Annotated in this window: 13 protein-coding genes; 5 read left to right on the forward strand and 8 right to left on the reverse strand. The window is 62.7% G+C overall.

From position 1 onward, the window contains the following. Positions 1 to 23: 23 nt before the first annotated feature. The 5 genes from rbfA to ACNFIC_RS23255 all read left to right on the forward strand — a co-directional run bounded on the left by rbfA (position 24) and on the right by ACNFIC_RS23255 (position 4813). Entirely contained in the window at positions 24 to 422 is a 399-nt protein-coding gene (rbfA, locus tag ACNFIC_RS23235) for a 30S ribosome-binding factor RbfA (protein WP_138221465.1), read from the forward strand. Between the two features lie 3 nt (positions 423 to 425). Then, a complete protein-coding gene (truB, locus tag ACNFIC_RS23240) occupies positions 426 to 1343 on the forward strand; it encodes a tRNA pseudouridine(55) synthase TruB (protein ID WP_138221464.1) in 918 nt (305 codons plus the stop codon). Positions 1344 to 1493: 150 nt separating this feature from the next. Beyond that, on the forward strand, positions 1494 to 1763 hold the full coding sequence (gene rpsO, locus ACNFIC_RS23245) for a 30S ribosomal protein S15 (RefSeq protein ID WP_138221463.1): 270 nt from the start codon (positions 1494 to 1496) through the stop codon (positions 1761 to 1763). Between the two features lie 248 nt (positions 1764 to 2011). Further along, positions 2012 to 4117, forward strand: coding sequence for a polyribonucleotide nucleotidyltransferase (gene pnp / locus ACNFIC_RS23250; RefSeq protein WP_138221462.1), 2106 nt, complete (start codon positions 2012 to 2014; stop codon positions 4115 to 4117). Positions 4118 to 4462: 345 nt separating this feature from the next. Further along, on the forward strand, positions 4463 to 4813 hold the full coding sequence (locus tag ACNFIC_RS23255) for a BON domain-containing protein (RefSeq protein WP_138221461.1): 351 nt from the start codon (positions 4463 to 4465) through the stop codon (positions 4811 to 4813). Between the two features lie 192 nt (positions 4814 to 5005). Here ACNFIC_RS23255 and ACNFIC_RS23260 read toward each other — a convergent pair whose 3' ends face one another. The 8 genes from ACNFIC_RS23260 to ACNFIC_RS23295 all read right to left on the reverse strand — a co-directional run bounded on the left by ACNFIC_RS23260 (position 5006) and on the right by ACNFIC_RS23295 (position 16760). Then, a complete protein-coding gene (locus ACNFIC_RS23260; protein ID WP_416782196.1) occupies positions 5006 to 7942 on the reverse strand; it encodes a DUF748 domain-containing protein in 2937 nt (978 codons plus the stop codon). Between the two features lie 79 nt (positions 7943 to 8021). Continuing rightward, entirely contained in the window at positions 8022 to 8891 is an 870-nt protein-coding gene (locus tag ACNFIC_RS23265; RefSeq protein ID WP_416782198.1) for an oxygenase MpaB family protein, read from the reverse strand. A gap of 40 nt (positions 8892 to 8931) precedes the next feature. Continuing rightward, on the reverse strand, positions 8932 to 10866 hold the full coding sequence (acs, locus tag ACNFIC_RS23270; protein WP_416782200.1) for an acetate--CoA ligase: 1935 nt from the start codon (positions 10864 to 10866) through the stop codon (positions 8932 to 8934). 261 nt (positions 10867 to 11127) lie between these two features. Then, the gene (gene pgi / locus ACNFIC_RS23275; protein WP_138221457.1) at positions 11128 to 12792 is read right to left on the reverse strand and encodes a glucose-6-phosphate isomerase; all 1665 of its coding nucleotides are present in this window, start codon (positions 12790 to 12792) and stop codon (positions 11128 to 11130) included. A gap of 185 nt (positions 12793 to 12977) precedes the next feature. Continuing rightward, entirely contained in the window at positions 12978 to 13841 is an 864-nt protein-coding gene (gene panC, locus ACNFIC_RS23280; RefSeq protein WP_138221456.1) for a pantoate--beta-alanine ligase, read from the reverse strand. Then, a complete protein-coding gene (panB, locus tag ACNFIC_RS23285) occupies positions 13838 to 14638 on the reverse strand; it encodes a 3-methyl-2-oxobutanoate hydroxymethyltransferase (protein ID WP_138221455.1) in 801 nt (266 codons plus the stop codon). The genes panC and panB overlap by 4 nt, the downstream gene beginning before the upstream one ends. Before the next feature lie 248 nt (positions 14639 to 14886). Beyond that, a complete protein-coding gene (gene folK, locus ACNFIC_RS23290; RefSeq protein WP_138221454.1) occupies positions 14887 to 15369 on the reverse strand; it encodes a 2-amino-4-hydroxy-6-hydroxymethyldihydropteridine diphosphokinase in 483 nt (160 codons plus the stop codon). After that, on the reverse strand, positions 15366 to 16760 hold the full coding sequence (locus ACNFIC_RS23295) for a polynucleotide adenylyltransferase PcnB (RefSeq protein ID WP_138221453.1): 1395 nt from the start codon (positions 16758 to 16760) through the stop codon (positions 15366 to 15368). Before ACNFIC_RS23295 ends, folK begins: the two co-directional genes overlap by 4 nt. Between the last annotated feature and the right edge of the window lie 181 nt (positions 16761 to 16941).

Raw genomic sequence — 16941 nt, forward strand, 5'->3', positions numbered from 1 at the left:
GCTTTAAGTTACAGGTAGCAAGAATGGCAAAAGAATATAGCCGTACCCAACGCATCGGCGATCAGATGCAGCGTGAGCTGTCCGAGCTGATCCGCCGTGAAGTCAAAGACCCGCGTGTCGGCCTGGTGACCATCACCGCCGTAGACGTCAGCCGTGACCTGGGCCACGCCAAGGTGTTCATCACCGTGATGGGCCAGGAAGCTGCCGACGCGGTGCCGCAAACCCTCAAGGCCCTGACCAGCGCCGCCAGTTTCCTGCGCCTGCACCTGGGCCGGGTGATGCAGCTGCGCAGCGTGCCACAACTGCATTTCCACTTCGACGAGAGCGTTAGCCGTGGTGCCCACCTGTCGGCACTGATCGAGCGTGCAGTCGCCGAAGACCGTCTGCACAAGGATGCCGACAAGCCGGACGCCGAGGAGTAAGCGGTGGCCCAGGTCAAACGTATTCGCCGCAACGTCAGCGGCATCATCCTGCTCGACAAGCCGCTGGGCTTCACCTCCAACGCTGCGCTGCAGAAAGTGCGCTGGCTGCTCAACGCGGAAAAGGCCGGCCACACCGGCAGCCTCGATCCGTTGGCCACCGGCGTGCTACCGCTGTGCTTCGGTGAGGCGACCAAGTTCTCGCAGTACTTGCTCGATTCCGACAAGGGCTACGAGACGGTCATGCAGCTTGGCCAGACCACCAGTACCGCAGATGCTGAAGGTGAAGTGCTGCAGACCCGCGAGGTGACCGTTGGTCGCGCCGACATCGAGGCGGTGATTCCGCGTTTTCGCGGTGAAATCCTCCAGGTCCCGCCGATGTACTCGGCCCTCAAGCGCGATGGCCAGCCGCTGTACAAGCTGGCACGTGCAGGAGAGGTAGTGGAGCGCGAGGCGCGTTCTGTTACTATTGGACGCTTGGAACTGCTGGAGTGCGAAGGCACCCGTGCACGCCTGTCGGTAGGTTGCAGCAAAGGCACCTATATCCGCACCCTGGTGGAGGATATCGGTGAGGCGTTGGGTTGTGGTGCCTACGTCGCCGAATTGCGCCGGACCCAGGCAGGCCCCTTCGCGCTGGCACAGACCGTCACGCTCGAAGCGTTGGAGCAAGCCCACGCCGAAGGTGGCAACGAAGCGCTCGATCGCTTCCTGCTGCCCTCTGACAGCGGGTTGCAGGACTGGCCACTGGTGGTATTGTCCGAGCACAGCGCGTTCTACTGGCTGCACGGCCAGGCCGTACGTGCGCCGGATGCGCCGCAGTTCGGCATGGTCCGGGTACAGGATCACAATGCTCGCTTCATCGGTATCGGTGAAGTGAGCGAAGACGGGCGCATTGCGCCACGTCGACTGATTCGGTCGGAATGACCGAAACCGCAGGGCGAGGTCAACGCTTTGCCGTGCGGAATCGAGGATGGCTGTCAGTAGGCACGGTCATTTCTCTTTTTATTAATACAGGGATTCAGTCCCTGGCCTATTGGACCCCGCTCGCGGGATCCGTTTATCAGGAGAAGCCTCATGGCCCTCAGCGTCGAAGAAAAAGCCCAGATCGTTGCAGACTATCAGCAAGCCCAAGGCGACACCGGCAGCCCGGAAGTTCAGGTTGCCCTGCTGACCTTCAACATCAACAAGCTGCAAGGCCACTTCAAGGCCAACGAAAAAGACCACCACTCCCGTCGTGGTCTGATCCGTATGGTCAACCAGCGTCGTAAGCTGCTGGATTACCTGAAGGGCAAAGACGCCACTCGTTACAGCGCCCTGATCGGTCGCCTGGGCCTGCGTCGCTAATAGCGGCTTGGCCAGTGGTGTTGCATGGCGTGTCGCAATCTTCGGGAGTGTTGCCTGGCAACGCTGCCGTTGGACACGCCACGCGATCTGCGAGGTTGGCAGCCTGGTTAGCCGTGCGGTTCATCCGCTCGGCGCCAGGCTCCCAGCCTCGTGTTGTATCTGGACGGTCAATGGAGCCGATACTCCGTTCTGCCCAAGAATTCGCAAGAACCAGTTCCCCCAAGAGCCACTGAAAAAGGTAGGAAACCGTGAACCCGGTAATCAAGACTTTCCAGTTCGGTCAATCGACCGTTACTCTCGAAACGGGCCGCATTGCCCGTCAGGCGACCGGCGCAGTGCTGGTCACCGTCGATAACGACGTCACCGTGCTGGTGACCGTGGTCGGTGCCAAGCAAGCCGATCCGGGCAAGGGCTTCTTCCCGCTGTCCGTGCACTACCAGGAAAAGACCTACGCTGCCGGCAAGATCCCTGGCGGCTTCTTCAAGCGTGAAGGCCGTCCTTCGGAAAAAGAGACCCTGACCTCGCGCCTGATCGACCGTCCGATCCGTCCGCTGTTCCCTGAAGGCTTCATGAACGAAGTGCAGGTCGTCTGCACCGTCGTTTCCACCAGCAAGAAGACCGATCCGGACATCGCTGCGATGATCGGTACCTCGGCGGCCCTGGCGATCTCCGGCATTCCTTTCGAAGGCCCGATCGGCGCTGCCCGCGTTGCCTTCCACGAAAGCACCGGCTACCTGCTGAACCCAACCTACGAGCAACTGCAGGCGTCGAGCCTGGACATGGTCGTTGCCGGTACCGAGTCGGCTGTATTGATGGTTGAATCGGAAGCCCAAGAGCTGACCGAAGACCAGATGCTGGGCGCCGTACTGTTCGCCCACGACGAGTTCCAGGCCGTGATCAAGGCGGTCAAGGAACTGGCTGCCGAAGCCGCCAAGCCGGTCTGGGACTGGAAACCGGCCGTTGCCAACACCGAGCTGTTCAACGCCATCCGCGCGGAGTTCGGCGAGGCTGTTTCCCAGGGCTACACCATCACCGTCAAGGCCGACCGCTATGCGCGCCTGGGCGAGCTGCGCGACCAGGCGGTCGCCAAGTTCTCCGGTGAGGAAGGCCAGCCTTCGGCTGCCGAAGTCAAAGAAATCTTCGGCGAAATCGAATACCGCACCGTTCGCGAAAACATCGTCAACGGCAAGCCGCGTATCGACGGCCGTGACACCAAGACCGTGCGTCCGCTGAACATCGAAGTCGGTGTGCTGCCGAAAACCCACGGTTCGGCCCTGTTCACCCGTGGCGAAACACAGGCGCTGGTGGTGGCTACCCTCGGTACCGCACGTGACGCACAGCTGCTCGACACCCTGGAAGGCGAGAAGAAAGATCCGTTCATGCTGCACTACAACTTCCCGCCGTTCTCGGTGGGCGAGTGTGGTCGCATGGGTGGCGCCGGTCGTCGTGAAATCGGCCACGGCCGTCTGGCCCGTCGTTCGGTCCAGGCCATGCTGCCTGCCGCCGACGTGTTCCCGTACACCATCCGCGTGGTTTCGGAAATCACCGAATCCAACGGTTCCAGCTCCATGGCCTCGGTCTGCGGTGCCTCGCTGGCCCTGATGGACGCGGGCGTACCGATGAAGGCGCCGGTTGCCGGTATCGCCATGGGGCTGGTCAAGGAAGGTGACAAGTTCGCCGTTCTGACCGACATCCTGGGTGATGAAGACCACCTGGGCGACATGGACTTCAAGGTAGCCGGTACCGCCAAGGGCGTCACCGCGCTGCAGATGGACATCAAGATCAACGGCATCACCGAAGAGATCATGGAAATCGCCCTGGGCCAGGCCCTGGAAGCGCGCCTGAACATCCTCGGTCAGATGAACCAGATCATCGGCCAGTCGCGTACCGAGCTGTCGGCCAACGCTCCAACCATGATCGCGATGAAGATCGACACCGACAAGATTCGTGACGTGATCGGCAAAGGCGGCGCTACCATCCGTGCCATCTGCGAAGAAACCAAGGCTTCGATCGACATCGAAGACGACGGTTCGATCAAGATCTTCGGCGAAACCAAAGAAGCGGCGGACGCGGCCAAGCAGCGCATCCTGGGCATCACCGCCGAGGCTGAGATCGGCAAGATCTACGTCGGCAAGGTCGAACGCATCGTCGACTTCGGCGCCTTCGTCAACATCCTGCCGGGCAAGGACGGTCTGGTGCACATCTCCATGCTGAGCGATGCTCGCGTCGAGAAAGTCACCGACGTGCTGAAGGAAGGCCAAGAAGTCGAAGTGCTGGTATTGGACGTGGACAACCGCGGCCGTATCAAGCTGTCGATCAAGGACGTTGCCGCTGCCAAGGCATCGGGCGTCTAAGCCTCCAAAGGCTGCAAAGCAGGACCCTGCGGGGTAATGTGAGTCAGTTAAGCCAATGGGGCCGCTTTGCGGCCCCAACTAATGCAACAAAGGCTTAGCTGACGGGCATTACCCTACGGGGTCCTTTTTTATGCCTGTGTTTTTATCTGGCGGACTTGCATCCTGCACGCAGGAAATTGCCAAGGCTTGCAAAATGCACGATTCGCGCGTGTTCGATTTTAGCGTAAGTCATTGTTTTTAAAGGATTTAAGCGAAGCGGAAAAGCTGGCACAGGCCGTGCAACATCCCTGTTATCTGACGCCATCTACTTTGGCGCAGACCTTTCGAACAACAGGAGTGACTCACATGAAGAAGTTCGCCATTGCTGCCGCTACTGCTACCGCTCTGACCCTGACCATGGCTAACGCGGCATTCGCCCAGCAGTCTACCCAGGCCCCGATGCAACTGGCGGCCGGTGAGGTGACCAAGGCCAAGGAAGCCACCTCGGATACTTGGATCACCACCAAGGTCAAAGCTGATTTGTTGACCGAGAAGGGTATCCCAGGCAGCGACATCAAGGTTGAAACCAACAAAGGTGTGGTGTCCCTCTCCTCTGATGTAGCTGTCACCGATGCACAGAAAGAGATGGCTGTGGCCATCACCAAGAAGATCAAGGGCGTGCAGGCCGTTTCGGCTGATGGCCTGAAGTCCGAATAAGGAATTTCCCGTCGGCCAAAAGGACTTGGCCACCTATTTAGGGCTGCTACGCAGCCCATCGCGACACAAGGCCGCTCCTACACCGACCGCTTAAGCCAATTGCGGACTTTGTAGGAGCGGCCTTGTGCCGTTATGGGGTGGGCAACGGCTCGCTTGACCATTTATCGCCGGGCGTTCCCCGGCGATAAGTGGTTATTCTGCGTCCAGGTGCAGCGGTGTGACGACCCGGCCATCACGCTCGGGCTGGCCGAGTGCGGCGTCGATGAAGTACACCCGGTCGTCTTCCAGCTGGCCCTTGTCGACCAGGTAGTCCTTGATGCTGCTGGCCCGTTCCTGACCAAGGTTGCGTAGCAGAGGAGCACTCTCTGCCCAGGACTTGATGACGGCCTCGCGCAGCTTGGCGCTGCGCTCGTCACGCCCGAGTTTTTCCCATTGGGGTGGCGGCTGCTGTTTCAGGCGGCTGCGGTAGATGCCTTCGAGCATGGCCGGTTTGTCACTGTCTTCGACCACCAGCAGCGAAGGGTTGGCCGGCACTTTGTCGCCACGGCGCTGCAGAATCTTGTACCAGGTGGCCTGGTATTCACGCTCCAGGCGTTGCTCGGCGATCAGTGGGCCGTCACTGGCCTGGGCCGCAGTGCCTTCGATTTCCAGGCGCAGTTGTGGACGCTCCTTTAGCGCAGAAGCCAGTTTGTCCAGGGCGGCCTGGGCATCCGGAGCCAGGTCACTGGAGCCTGGGGCGAACGAGACGGTGCCGAGGTCCTCGGCGCCACCACCGGATACCAGCCCACCGATGAACTTGAACGGCGCCTGCGCCGCGCGCAGCACCAGGTTGCGCAGGGTTTGCCAGACGATTGGCATGACGCTGAATTGCGGGTTGTTCAGGTCGCCGGAAATCGGCAGCTCTATCGAGATCTTGCCCTCGGTATCCTTGAGCAGAGCAATTGCCAGGCGAATCGGCAGGTCCACGGCATCCGGGCTGTCGACCTTTTCACCCAATTGCAACTGCTCGACTACCACCTTGTTCTGTGCCTTGAGCTGGCCGTTGGTGATCAGGTAGTGCAGGTCGAGGTTCAGCCGCCCCTTGCGAATGCGGAAACCCGCGAACTTGCCGGAGTAGGGGGTCAGCGTGGTCAGCTCGACGCGCTTGAAGCTGGTGGCGATATCGAGGCTGGCCAGCGGATTGAACGGGTTCAGTGCACCTTTGATGGTGACCGGTGCATAGCGGTCCACCTTGCCCTTCACATCGACTTTGGCCGGCAGCGGCTTGCGGTTGTCGATGGTGCCGATCTGGCCATTGAGCTGCTGCACGGCGGTGGCGAAGTTCGGGGTCAGGGTCAGGTCGGCGAAGTTGGCCGAACCGTCCTTGATGTCGATCTGCCCGATGTGAATACCCAGCGGCCTGTCCGCGCGCGTGCTCGCCGCAGGCTTGGATTGGGCGGCAGACGCTCCGGCGGGTTGTGGGATCAGCAGGTCATCGACGTTGGTGGTACGGTCTTCGTTGATGATGAAGCGGGCGTAGGGCTGCGACAGGGTAACTTTGTCGATCGACAGCGCGTCGCCATGCACGTACGACAAGCCATCGACGTTGACCTGTTGCCATTTGACAAAGTCGCGGTTCTTGATGGTGTCCAGCGTGTGCAGCTGATTGACCTGGGCCTTGCCGGTAATGGCGAAGGCCAGTGGGGCGGTGTTCTTCAGGTCTACCTTGAGGTCGCTGGAGAGCATGCCGCTGCGCAGCTCCAGGCGGATGAACGGGCTGATATAGGCCTGGGCTACGCGTAGGTCGATGTCACGCGTGGCAACGTCGAGCTTGGCGGTCACCGGGGCCAGGTTGACTTCGCCTGCCGCTTGCAGCTTGCCTTGCCTGCCCACACCGGTATCGAGCTTGAGCTTGAAGGGTGACTGGTTGAGGCTGTCGAAATTCTGCAGGTCCAGGTTGAGTGGACCGACATCCAGTGCCACGGGCTCTTTCTGGCTACGGTCGGCCAGATGGATCAGGTAGTTGCGCGCCTGCACGTCCTTGAGCAGCACCTGCCAGGGTTTGCTCGGCTGCTTGGCGGCTTTTTCCTTGTCGGTTGGTTCGGCGGCGGCGGGCTCGGCCTTTTCCTTCGGCGTGGCCTTGGCCGGTTGGCTGGCGAAGAGCTTCTGCCAATCGAGTTGGCCGTCTTTTTCAAGGGCTGCCCAGGTTTCCAGTTTTTCGCTGCGTACCTTGCCGACGGTCACTAGCTGCTTGGCCAGGTCGATGGAGGTTTCGCTGACATCCAGGCTGGCCAGGCGTGCCAACGGGCGCCCGTCGGGGGCATTGATGGCAAACGGCGCGACGCGCAGCGATACGTTGTCGAGCAACAGCTCGGTTTCTTTGGCGAGGTTGATCTTGTAGTGGCTGTCGAGGCTGAGCATGCCGTCGTCGAGCACCAGCGGCACGGCATCGCGCACATAGGGCCAGAACAGTTTCATCTTGCCATCGGTGATCTTCAGTGTGCCTTCGGAGGCGATCGGCGCCAGACTCAGGGTGCCGGCCCAATCGATGCGCCCGCCATTCGGGCCATTGGCCACCAGGGTCATGTCGGCGTTGTCGTCGGGCAGGGTGCTGAGGTTCTTCAGCTCCAGGTTCAGCGAGTCGTAGAGGAATTCGATGGGCTCGCTCGGGCGCAGGTCTTCGAAGTGCAGGTAGCCTTCGCTGAGCTTGATGCTGCCGATGCGCAGCGGGAAAGGGTCGCTGGGCGGCTCGTCGGCCTTGGGTTCGCTGGCGGGCAGCTTGAACAACTGGGTCAGGTTGAGGCTACCGTCCTTGGCGAACAGCAGCTCTGTACGCGGCTTGTCCAGCTCCACCGCGTCCAGGTGCAAGGCTTTGGTCCACAGGCTGTCCAGGGACAGGTTGGCGTACAGGCGTTCGAAGCCCACCTGTTCCTTGCCCGGCTCGCCGATCTGCAAGCCCCAGAGCGTCAGCTCCAGGCTGAATGGGTTGAGTTCGATGCGTTGCAGGTGGGCAGGCACTGTGGCGTACTGCGCAAGCTGCTGGTTGGCGATGCGCAAGGCGATGCCGGGAAGAATGAGGAAGCCGAGCAGGCTGTACAGGGCCACGAGGGCTAGCAGTGCGCCAACGGCGCGGGTCAATCCTTTGGGCATGTGTCGCATCGTCTGTATCAGGCTGGTGAGCTTGGAGTATGGCACGTTAAACGGGTTCCGCTGAGGCCACCAAAATACCTTATTCAAGGCCCATGCGGCGTCTGGCGCGGTGCGCCGAGCCATCACGCATGGCCCAGCGCAGCAACTGGGCCGTCTGGGCCAGGCCCAGGCGTACCATGCGCCGCTGCAACGGTGCCTGCGTCAGGCCGAGCATCTGTGCGGCCCAGTCCGGCAGCAGGTCGACCCCGGCCTTGAGCATCAGTTTGCCCACTGGCTGCGCCATGCGGCTGGGTGCCGGCGCTTGCAGCAGGATGTCGATCACCTCAAGGCTACGCGCATCGCATTGCAGTTGTGGGCGCATACGCTGCAGATACGCCTCGACTTCAGCGCAGGAGCGCGGCACGTCGCGCGCGCCCAGGCGTTCGGCGATCAGGGCGATTTCGTTGTAGTAAGCGTCCTGCCTGGCGCGCGGCAAGGCGGGGTTGCGATAACGCAGGTGGGCGGCGAGAAAACTGCTGACTTCTGCCACATGCACCCAGGTCAGCAGATCGGGGTCGCTGGCCGCGTACGCGCGCCCATCGGGGGCGATGCCGACTACTTGCAGGTGAATGCTGCGCACCTTGTCGATCAGCCATTCGGCGTCGCGGGTCGAGCCGAAGGTCGTACCGGAGATGAACTGGCTGGTGCGGCGCAGGCGCCCGAGCAAGTCCTGGCGGAAATTCGAATGATCCCACACGCCCGCCAGCGCCAACGGATGCAGCAGTTGCAGCATCAACGCACTGATGCCGCCGACCAGCATGCTGGGAAAGTCGCCGTGCACCTGCCAGCTGATGCTCTGCGGGCCAAACAGGCCTGGGTCGCCTTTGGGCGACTCCAGATCGAGCTGGCCGAGGGCCAGGCCGGTAAGGCTCATGACCTGGGTTTCGATGCGACGGCGTAGAGCTTCCATGGCGGCCTTGCGCTGAGGCGGCCGCCGAGGGGGCCGCAGGTTAGGTGTTGAGGCGCTTGTCGATCAGGTCCTGGACAACGCTGGGGTCAGCGAGGGTCGAGGTATCTCCCAGGTTGTCCAGTTCGTTGCAGGCGATCTTGCGCAGTATACGCCGCATGATCTTGCCCGAGCGGGTCTTGGGCAAGGCCGGCGCCCATTGAATCAACTCCGGCTTGGCGAAGCTGCCGATCTCCTTGCTCACCAGCGCCAGCAGCTCGGCCTTTAGCGCATCGTCCGGGGTTACGCCGTGCATCGGGGTGACGAACGCATACACGCCCTGGCCCTTGAGATCGTGGGGGTAACCGACCACGGCTGCTTCGGCGATGCGCGCGTGCAGCACCAGCGCGCTTTCTACCTCGGCGGTACCGATGCGGTGCCCGGAGACGTTGATCACATCATCGATGCGCCCGGTGATCCAATAGTCGCCGTCGGCATCGCGGCGCGCGCCGTCGCCGGTGAAGTAGTAGCCGGGCAGGGGTTTGAAGTAGGTGTCGACCATGCGCTGGTGATCGCCATAGACGCTGCGGATCTGCCCCGGCCAACTGGCTTTGATCGCCAGCAGTCCGGTGCCTGGCCCTTCGATGAGCTTGCCTTGATCGTCCAGCAGCACCGGTTGCACGCCGAACATCGGCTGCGTGGCGCAACCGGGCTTGAGGCGTGGCGTGCCGGGCAGCGGGGTGAGCATGATGCCGCCGGTTTCAGTCTGCCACCAGGTATCGACAATGGGGCAGCGCTGCTGCCCGACGGCCTCGAAATACCATTCCCAGGCTTCCGGGTTGATCGGCTCACCGACGCTGCCCAACAGGCGCAGGCTAGCCCGCGAGGTGCTTTGCAGTGGCGCTGCGCCTTCACGCATCAAGGCGCGCAAGGCCGTCGGCGCGGTATAGAAGATGTTCACCTGATGCTTGTCCACCACCTGCCAGAAGCGCGAGGTATCAGGGTAGTTGGGCACACCCTCGAACATCAGCGAGGTCGCACAGTTGGCCAACGGGCCGTAGACGATATAGCTGTGGCCGGTGACCCAGCCCACGTCAGCGGTGCACCAGAACACCTCGCCGTCGCGGTAGTCGAACACTACCTTGAACGTCATCGTGGCGTGCAGCAGGTAGCCGCCGGTGGTGTGCAGCACACCCTTGGGCTTGCCGGTGCTGCCGGAGGTATAAAGGATGAACAGCGGGTCTTCGGCTTCCATGGCTTCGGGCGGGCAGTCCTCGTCGGCCTGTTGCGTGGCCTCGTGGTACCAAAGGTCGCGGCCCTCGCTCCAGGCGATGTCGCCACCGGTGCGCTTGACGACCAGTACGCTGCTGACCGCCGGGCAACTGGCCAGGGCCTTGTCGACATTGTGCTTGAGTGGCACGCGCTTGCCGCCGCGCACGCCTTCGTCTGCGGTAATCACGGTATGGCAGTCGGCGTCGAGGATACGGTCACGCAGCGCGTCGGGGGAAAAACCGCCGAACACCACCGAGTGGAGGGCGCCGATGCGCGTGCAGGCGAGCATGGCGTAAGCGGCTTCGGGGATCATCGGCATGTAGATGCACACCCGGTCGCCTTTTTTCACGCCACGCGCCTTGAGCGCGTTGGCCAGGCGGCATACCTGGCGGTGCAGTTCGCGGTAGCTGATGGCCTTGCTGTCGCCCGGCGCATCGCCTTCCCAGAGCAAGGCGGTTTGCTCGCCGCGCAGGGCGAGGTGGCGGTCGATGCAGTTGTAGCTGACGTTGAGCTGACCACCGTCGAACCAGCGTGCCTTGCCCGTATTCAGGTCGCATTGCTGCACGCTCGACCAGGGTTTGATCCAGTCCAGGCGTTTGGCCTGCTCGCCCCAGAATGTGTCGGGATCGTCGATGGACTGGCGATAGAGGCGTTGGTAGTCGGCGTCGGTCAGTTCGGCGGCCTGGCAGGTGGCCAGGGCTTGCGGGTAGTTGCGGATATCGAACATGGCGAGTGGTCCTGCTCTTGTTAGGGGCGAGGGACTGCAACGGCTATTCGATGGACAGTGTAGAAGGTGGGTGTGTTCCTGAAAGCACTGTGATCGTGTGATCAGCGCGTACCCTGTGGGAGCGGCTTTAGCCGCGAAGCAGACGACGCGGTGGATGGCACCGGCTTTGCCGGTGTTCGCGGCTGAAGCCGCTCCCACAGGCCAGTGCAAATCAGCGATTTATTTGCAGGTCCGTGAGGGCGGCGGTGCATCAGCTCGATATCAGCCGCGGTGACGCCCGCGGAAGTAGTTGATCAGGCCCTGGGTCGAGCCATCTTCGGCGCTGTCTTCCAGGCTGCCGACCAGGCGCTGGTAGACCCCCTTGCCCAACTCCTTGCCCAGTTCCACGCCCCATTGGTCGAATGCGTTGATACCCCAGATCACGCTCTGCACGAATACCTTGTGTTCATACATCGCCACCAGCGCGCCCAGACGACGTGGGCTGATGCGCTCGACCACCAGGGTGTTGCTCGGGCGGTTGCCCGGAATGACCTTGTGCGGTGCGAGCTTGGCGATATCGGCTTCGTTCAGGCCCTTGGCGCGCAGCTCGGCTTCGGCTTCCTCACGGGTCTTTCCGAGCATAAGCGCCTGGCTTTGCGACAGGCAGTTGGCGTACAGCCACTGGTGATGGTCGGCCACCGGGTTGAAGCTGACCACCGGTACGATGAAGTCGGCCGGGATCAACTGCGTGCCTTGGTGCAGCAGCTGATGGTAGGCATGCTGGCCGTTGCAGCCGACGCCGCCCCAGATCACCGGCCCGGTGTCGGTTTTGACCGGGCTGCCATCTTGCAGCACGCTCTTGCCGTTGGACTCCATGTCCAGTTGCTGCAAGTGCTTGGTGATATTGCGCAGGTAGTGGTCGTAGGGCAGGATCGCATGAGCTTGGGCACCCCAGAAGTTGCCGTACCACACCCCCAGCAGGGCCAGCAGTACCGGCATGTTCTTGTCGAACGGCGCGGTCTGGAAGTGCTGGTCCATGGTATAGGCGCCGGACAGCAGCTCCTTGAAGTTGGCGGTGCCGATGGCCAGGGCGATTGGCAGGCCGATGGCCGACCACAGCGAGTAGCGCCCCCCCACCCAGTCCCACATCGGGAAGATGTTCTCTTCGCGGATGCCGAAGGCCACCGCTGCGGCCTTGTTGCTCGACACGGCAATGAAGTGGCGATACAACTCGGCTTCCGAACCGCCCTGGGCCAGATACCAGGTACGCGCGGCCATGGCGTTCTTCAGGGTCTCGAGGGTGTTGAACGACTTCGACGAGACGATGAACAGGGTGGTTTCGGCGCGCAAGTTGGCCGACAGCTCATGGAATTCACTGCCGTCGATATTGGCCAGGTAGTGGCAGCGTACGCCGCGCTGGGCATAGGGCAGCAGGGCCTCGGAAACCAGCTCGGGGCCCAGGAACGAGCCACCGATGCCGATGTTCACCACGTCGGTGATTGGCTTTTCGCTGTAGCCGCGCCACAGGCCATCGTGGATGCGCCCGACCAGTTCGGTGATCTGGTTGAGTACCTTGTGCACGTCGGGCATCACGTTGACGCCGTTGACGCTCAGCTTGTCGCCGACCGGGCGGCGCAGGGCGGTGTGCAGCACTGGGCGGCCTTCGGAGGCGTTGATGATCTCGCCGCTGAACATCGACTTGATGGCGTCGCCCAGTTCGACTTCAGTGGCCAGGTTGACCAGCAGCTCGCGGGCTTTTTCGTCGATGAGGTTCTTCGAGTAGTCGAGGAACAGCCCGCAGCAGCTCAGGGAAAATTGTTCGAAGCGCTTGCTGTCGGCGGCGAAGGCTTCGCGCATGCTGAAGCCCTGCATGGCGTCGCGGTGTTGCTGAAGCGCCTGCCAGGCAGGCAGCGCCGTCACATCGTGGGGTGTACGGTAATACGCCATTGCGGATGGTTTCCTTGGTGCATGGTCAGGCTATGACACTGGCAACCTTTGCCAGTTGCAAGCTGCTCATTATAGGCATTGGTCGCAAGGCGGGAATGGCCAGGGTGAGGCGGCGGATGAAATTTTCCTGCCAGCTGGCGCGATCAGTGTAGGCGCGGCACGCGGCCGCGCCTACACGGTGTACCTCAGGCGGTCGGGGCTGCCAGGTGCAGGTACAGGTTGTCGATCAGGCGCGTGTTACCCAGGTACGCGGCCGCGATCACCACCAGGTCACGGTCATCGAGTTGCGCCGGGCGCAGGGTCAGGGCATGGCGCACTTCCAGGTAGTCCTTGCGAAACCCTGCGGCCTCCAGATGCGCCTGGCCCTCGGCAAGCAGCGCGTCGAAGTCGCGTCGGCCATGGCGGATCGCTTCGGCGATGCTGCCCAGTACGCGGTACAGTGCAGGCGCGGCAGCACGCTGTTCTGCGCTTAGGTAACCATTGCGCGACGACAGCGCCAGGCCGTCTTCGGCACGCACGGTCGGCTCGCCGATGATCTGGATCGGCATGTTCAGGTCGCGCACCATCGCGCGGATCACCGCCAGTTGCTGGAAGTCTTTCTCGCCGAACACCGCCAGGTCGGGCTGGACCATGTTGAACAGCTTGCTGACCACGGTCGCTACACCCTCGAAGTGCCCTGGGCGGCTGGCGCCGCACAGGCCTTCGGACAACTGTGGCACGCTGACCCGGGTCTGTACGGCCATGCCGTCGGGGTACATTTCTTCGACGCTGGGGGCGAACAGCAGGTGGCAGCCGGCCTGGAGCAGTGTTTCCTGGTCGGCGGCGAGGGTGCGTGGGTACTTGTCGAGGTCTTCGCCGGCACCGAATTGCAGCGGGTTGACGAAGATGCTCGCCACCACGAAGTCGGCACGTTGGGCGGCCTTGGTCACCAGGGCGGCATGCCCGCTGTGCAGGTTGCCCATGGTCGGCACGAAGCCGATGCGCTTGCCCTCGCCTCGGGCGCGCGCCACGGCAGCGCGCAGTTCACGGACGGTCTTGACGGTATTCATGCGCTGAACCCATGTTCGCTGGCGGGGAAACTGACGTCCTTCACAGCCTGTACGTAGGCCGCCAGGGCACTCTGGATATCGGGTTGGCCGTGCATGAAGTTCTTCACGAATTTCGGCACGTGGCCACTGAGCGACAGCCCGAGCATGTCGTGCAGCACCAGCACCTGGCCATCGGTCGCGCTGCCTGCGCCGATACCGATGACCGGAATGCCTACCGCCTGGGTGATTTCGGCGGCCAGCTCGCTGGGCACGCATTCGAGCAGCAGCATCGCTGCGCCGGCCTGCTCCAGGGCGATGGCGTCGGCGCGCATCTGCCGCGCCTGGGCTTCCTGGCGACCTTGGACCTTGTAGCCGCCAAGCACATTCACGGTCTGTGGCGTGAGGCCCATATGCGCACAAACCGGTACACCACGCTCGGCTAGCCGTCCAATAGTGTCGGCCAACCACGCTGCACCCTCGATCTTGACCATGTGCGCGCCTGCGCGCATCAGTTGGGCGGCGTTGGCGAAGGCGTGTTCGGGGGTGGCGTGGGCCATGAACGGCAGGTCGGCGAGGATCAGTGCACCTGTGTTACCACGTTTGACGCAGGCGGTGTGGTAGGCCATGTCGTCGTTGTCGACCGGCAGGGTGCTGTCATGGCCTTGCAGGACCATGCCCAGCGAGTCGCCCACCAGCAACACTTCGACGCCGGCTGCGCTGGCGGCCTTGGCGAAGGTGGCGTCATAGCAGGTCAGCATGGTGATTTTTTCACCCTTGGCCTTCAGGCCATTGAGGGTGGTCAGGGTTACTTCAGGCATGTAGGGGCATCCTCGTTCAGGCGCTGTGAAAGACGACTGCGTACAACGCGTGTATTCATCAATCGGAGCGGCACATCATCGTTGTGATGTTCGGGCACAGGTCCGTCCGGGCCTAAATGGGTGATAGCGGCGGGTTGGTGCCGCGGGACGCTTATAGTCGTGAGCGAGGTGGGGGAAGTCAATGACCCTGTTACCGCATTGTTACGGCAGGGGTGTTACTGGCGTTACCGCTGTCTGAAACGCCCGAATTACAGGCGTTCCAGGCCGACGAACGGGCAGTCTTGAAGCATTTGCGCGAGACTGCGGCCATCGGCAAGGCGGAAGCTTTCCGGGACCAGCTCGGCAAGCGGGTAGAGCACGAACGGGCGGGCATGCATGTGGTAGTGCGGCACTTTCAGGCGCGGCAGGTCGATGACCTGGTCACCGAACAACAGCACGTCGAGGTCCAGCGTACGCGGGCCCCAGCGCTCTGCGCGCACACGGCCCTGGTCGTTTTCGATGGCTTGCAGGGCGTCCAACAGGGCCAGTGGCGCGAGCGCGGTGTCGATCGCGGCCACCGCGTTGGTGTAACGCGGCTGGCCCGGCAACAGCGAGTCGCTGGTGTACAGCGCCGAGGCCGCCACCAGGCGGCTGCCTTCGATCAGGTCGAGGGCCTGCAGGGCGCTGCGCAACTGTTCGGCCGGCGCATCGAGGTTGCTGCCCAGGCCGATGAAGGCTCGGGTGGTGTTCAATCCCAGGCCTGCTCGTCGTCACGCTTGCGTTTACTGCCACTGCGCTTGCGCTTGCGTGGACCGGTGCCTGGGGCGGCGGCCTCGTCACGGCTGCCCAGCTCGCGGATCATCTCGCGGCGTTCGCTGTCGTTGGCATCCTGGTAGTCGGTCCACCACTGGCCCAGCGCATCGGTCTGCTCGCCGGCGCTTTCACGCAGCAGCAGGAAGTCGTAGCCGGCGCGAAAGCGTGGGTTGTCCAGCAGCATGTCGGCGCGCTTGCCGCTGCGCCGTGGCAGGCGCTCCTGCATGTCCCAGATCTCGCGGATCGGCAGGGTGAAGCGCTTGGGAATCGCGATACGCTGGCACTGCTCGGCGATCAGGTCGTGAGCCGCGCCGTTCATGGCTGGAATCGGCGGCACGCCTTGGCTCTGCAAGTACAGCACGCGGCTTGGCAGGGCCGGCCACAGCAGGGCGGCGAACAGGAACGCCGGGGTCACCGGCTTGCCCTGCTTGACGCGCAGGTCGGTGTTGGCCAGCGCCTGGCTGATCAGGGTATGGGTGTAGGTCGGGCGCTCTTCCAGGGCATGGCTGCTGGCTGGGAAAAGGGGCTCGAACAGGTTCAGGTCGACCAGCATCTCGAAGGTGATCGCGCCCTGGCCGTTGAGGAACAGCTTGAGGCTCTCTTCGAACAGGCGGGCTGGCGGGATATCCCGCAGCATGCGCGCCAAGTCGCGGATCGGTGCTACGGTGTGCTTCTCGATGCCGAAGTCCAGCTTGGCGGCGAAACGCACGGCTCGCAGCATGCGCACCGGGTCTTCCTGGTAGCGGTGCGTCGGGTCGCCGATCAGGCGCAGCAGGCGGTTGCGAACGTCGTGGATGCCATTGGCGTAATCGAGGATGCGCTCGCTGACCGGGTCGTAATACAGCGCGTTGATGGTGAAGTCGCGGCGCTGCGCGTCTTCTTCCAGGGTGCCGTAGACGTTGTCACGCAGAATGCGGCCGCTGGCATTGTGCGAGGAGCGGTGGCTGTCGGCCTGGTCCTCGTCCGAGTGCGGCGCGCGGAAGGTCGCGACCTCGATGATCTCGCGACCGAAATGCACGTGGACCAGCTTGAAGCGCCGGCCGATGATGCGGGCATTGCGGAATTCGGCGCGCACCTGCTCTGGCGTAGCGCTGGTGGCGACATCGAAGTCCTTGGGCGTGATGCCCAGCAGCAGGTCGCGTACGCAACCGCCAACCAGGTAGGCCTCGTAACCGGCCGACTGCAAGCGCTCGACGATGCTCACGGCATGGCGGCTGAACTGGCTGCGTTGCAGCGAGTGCTGGCTCTTGTTGATCACTTCAGGCGTGGTGCGCCTGTGGTGTTGGCCCCGGACGGGCGGGCGGAAAGACTGGAACAGCTTCTTCAGCATGGGATGCACTGTTTGAAGGAATGTTCGGCCAAGGGTATGAGAATGGCCGCATGATGGGCGGGGATTCTAGCATTTACTGGGGGAATGGTGTAGGCGGTGTGCCAAGGGGCATCGCAGAGAGGGAGAAACGACATGGGGAGCCTAAGCTCCCCATCAAGTCGTTGTGTGCTCTTATTATTTT

Origin of the sequence: Pseudomonas sp. NY15463 (genome assembly GCF_048068415.1) — a bacterium.
GTDB lineage: Bacteria > Pseudomonadota > Gammaproteobacteria > Pseudomonadales > Pseudomonadaceae > Aquipseudomonas > Aquipseudomonas mosselii_C.

What these genes read in the sequence shown, in the direction of transcription:
- ACNFIC_RS23255 (WP_138221461.1), top strand. Translation starts at nt 4,463, where the DNA reads ATGAAGAAGTTCGCCATTGCTGCCGCTACTGCTACCGCTCTGACCCTG.
- ACNFIC_RS23295 (WP_138221453.1), bottom strand. Translation starts at nt 16,760, where the DNA reads ATGCTGAAGAAGCTGTTCCAGTCTTTCCGCCCGCCCGTCCGGGGCCAA.
- panB (WP_138221455.1), bottom strand. Translation starts at nt 14,638, where the DNA reads ATGCCTGAAGTAACCCTGACCACCCTCAATGGCCTGAAGGCCAAGGGT.
- pgi (WP_138221457.1), bottom strand. Translation starts at nt 12,792, where the DNA reads ATGGCGTATTACCGTACACCCCACGATGTGACGGCGCTGCCTGCCTGG.
- panC (WP_138221456.1), bottom strand. Translation starts at nt 13,841, where the DNA reads ATGAATACCGTCAAGACCGTCCGTGAACTGCGCGCTGCCGTGGCGCGC.
- ACNFIC_RS23265 (WP_416782198.1), bottom strand. Translation starts at nt 8,891, where the DNA reads ATGGAAGCTCTACGCCGTCGCATCGAAACCCAGGTCATGAGCCTTACC.
- rbfA (WP_138221465.1), top strand. Translation starts at nt 24, where the DNA reads ATGGCAAAAGAATATAGCCGTACCCAACGCATCGGCGATCAGATGCAG.
- rpsO (WP_138221463.1), top strand. Translation starts at nt 1,494, where the DNA reads ATGGCCCTCAGCGTCGAAGAAAAAGCCCAGATCGTTGCAGACTATCAG.
- ACNFIC_RS23260 (WP_416782196.1), bottom strand. Translation starts at nt 7,942, where the DNA reads ATGCCCAAAGGATTGACCCGCGCCGTTGGCGCACTGCTAGCCCTCGTG.
- acs (WP_416782200.1), bottom strand. Translation starts at nt 10,866, where the DNA reads ATGTTCGATATCCGCAACTACCCGCAAGCCCTGGCCACCTGCCAGGCC.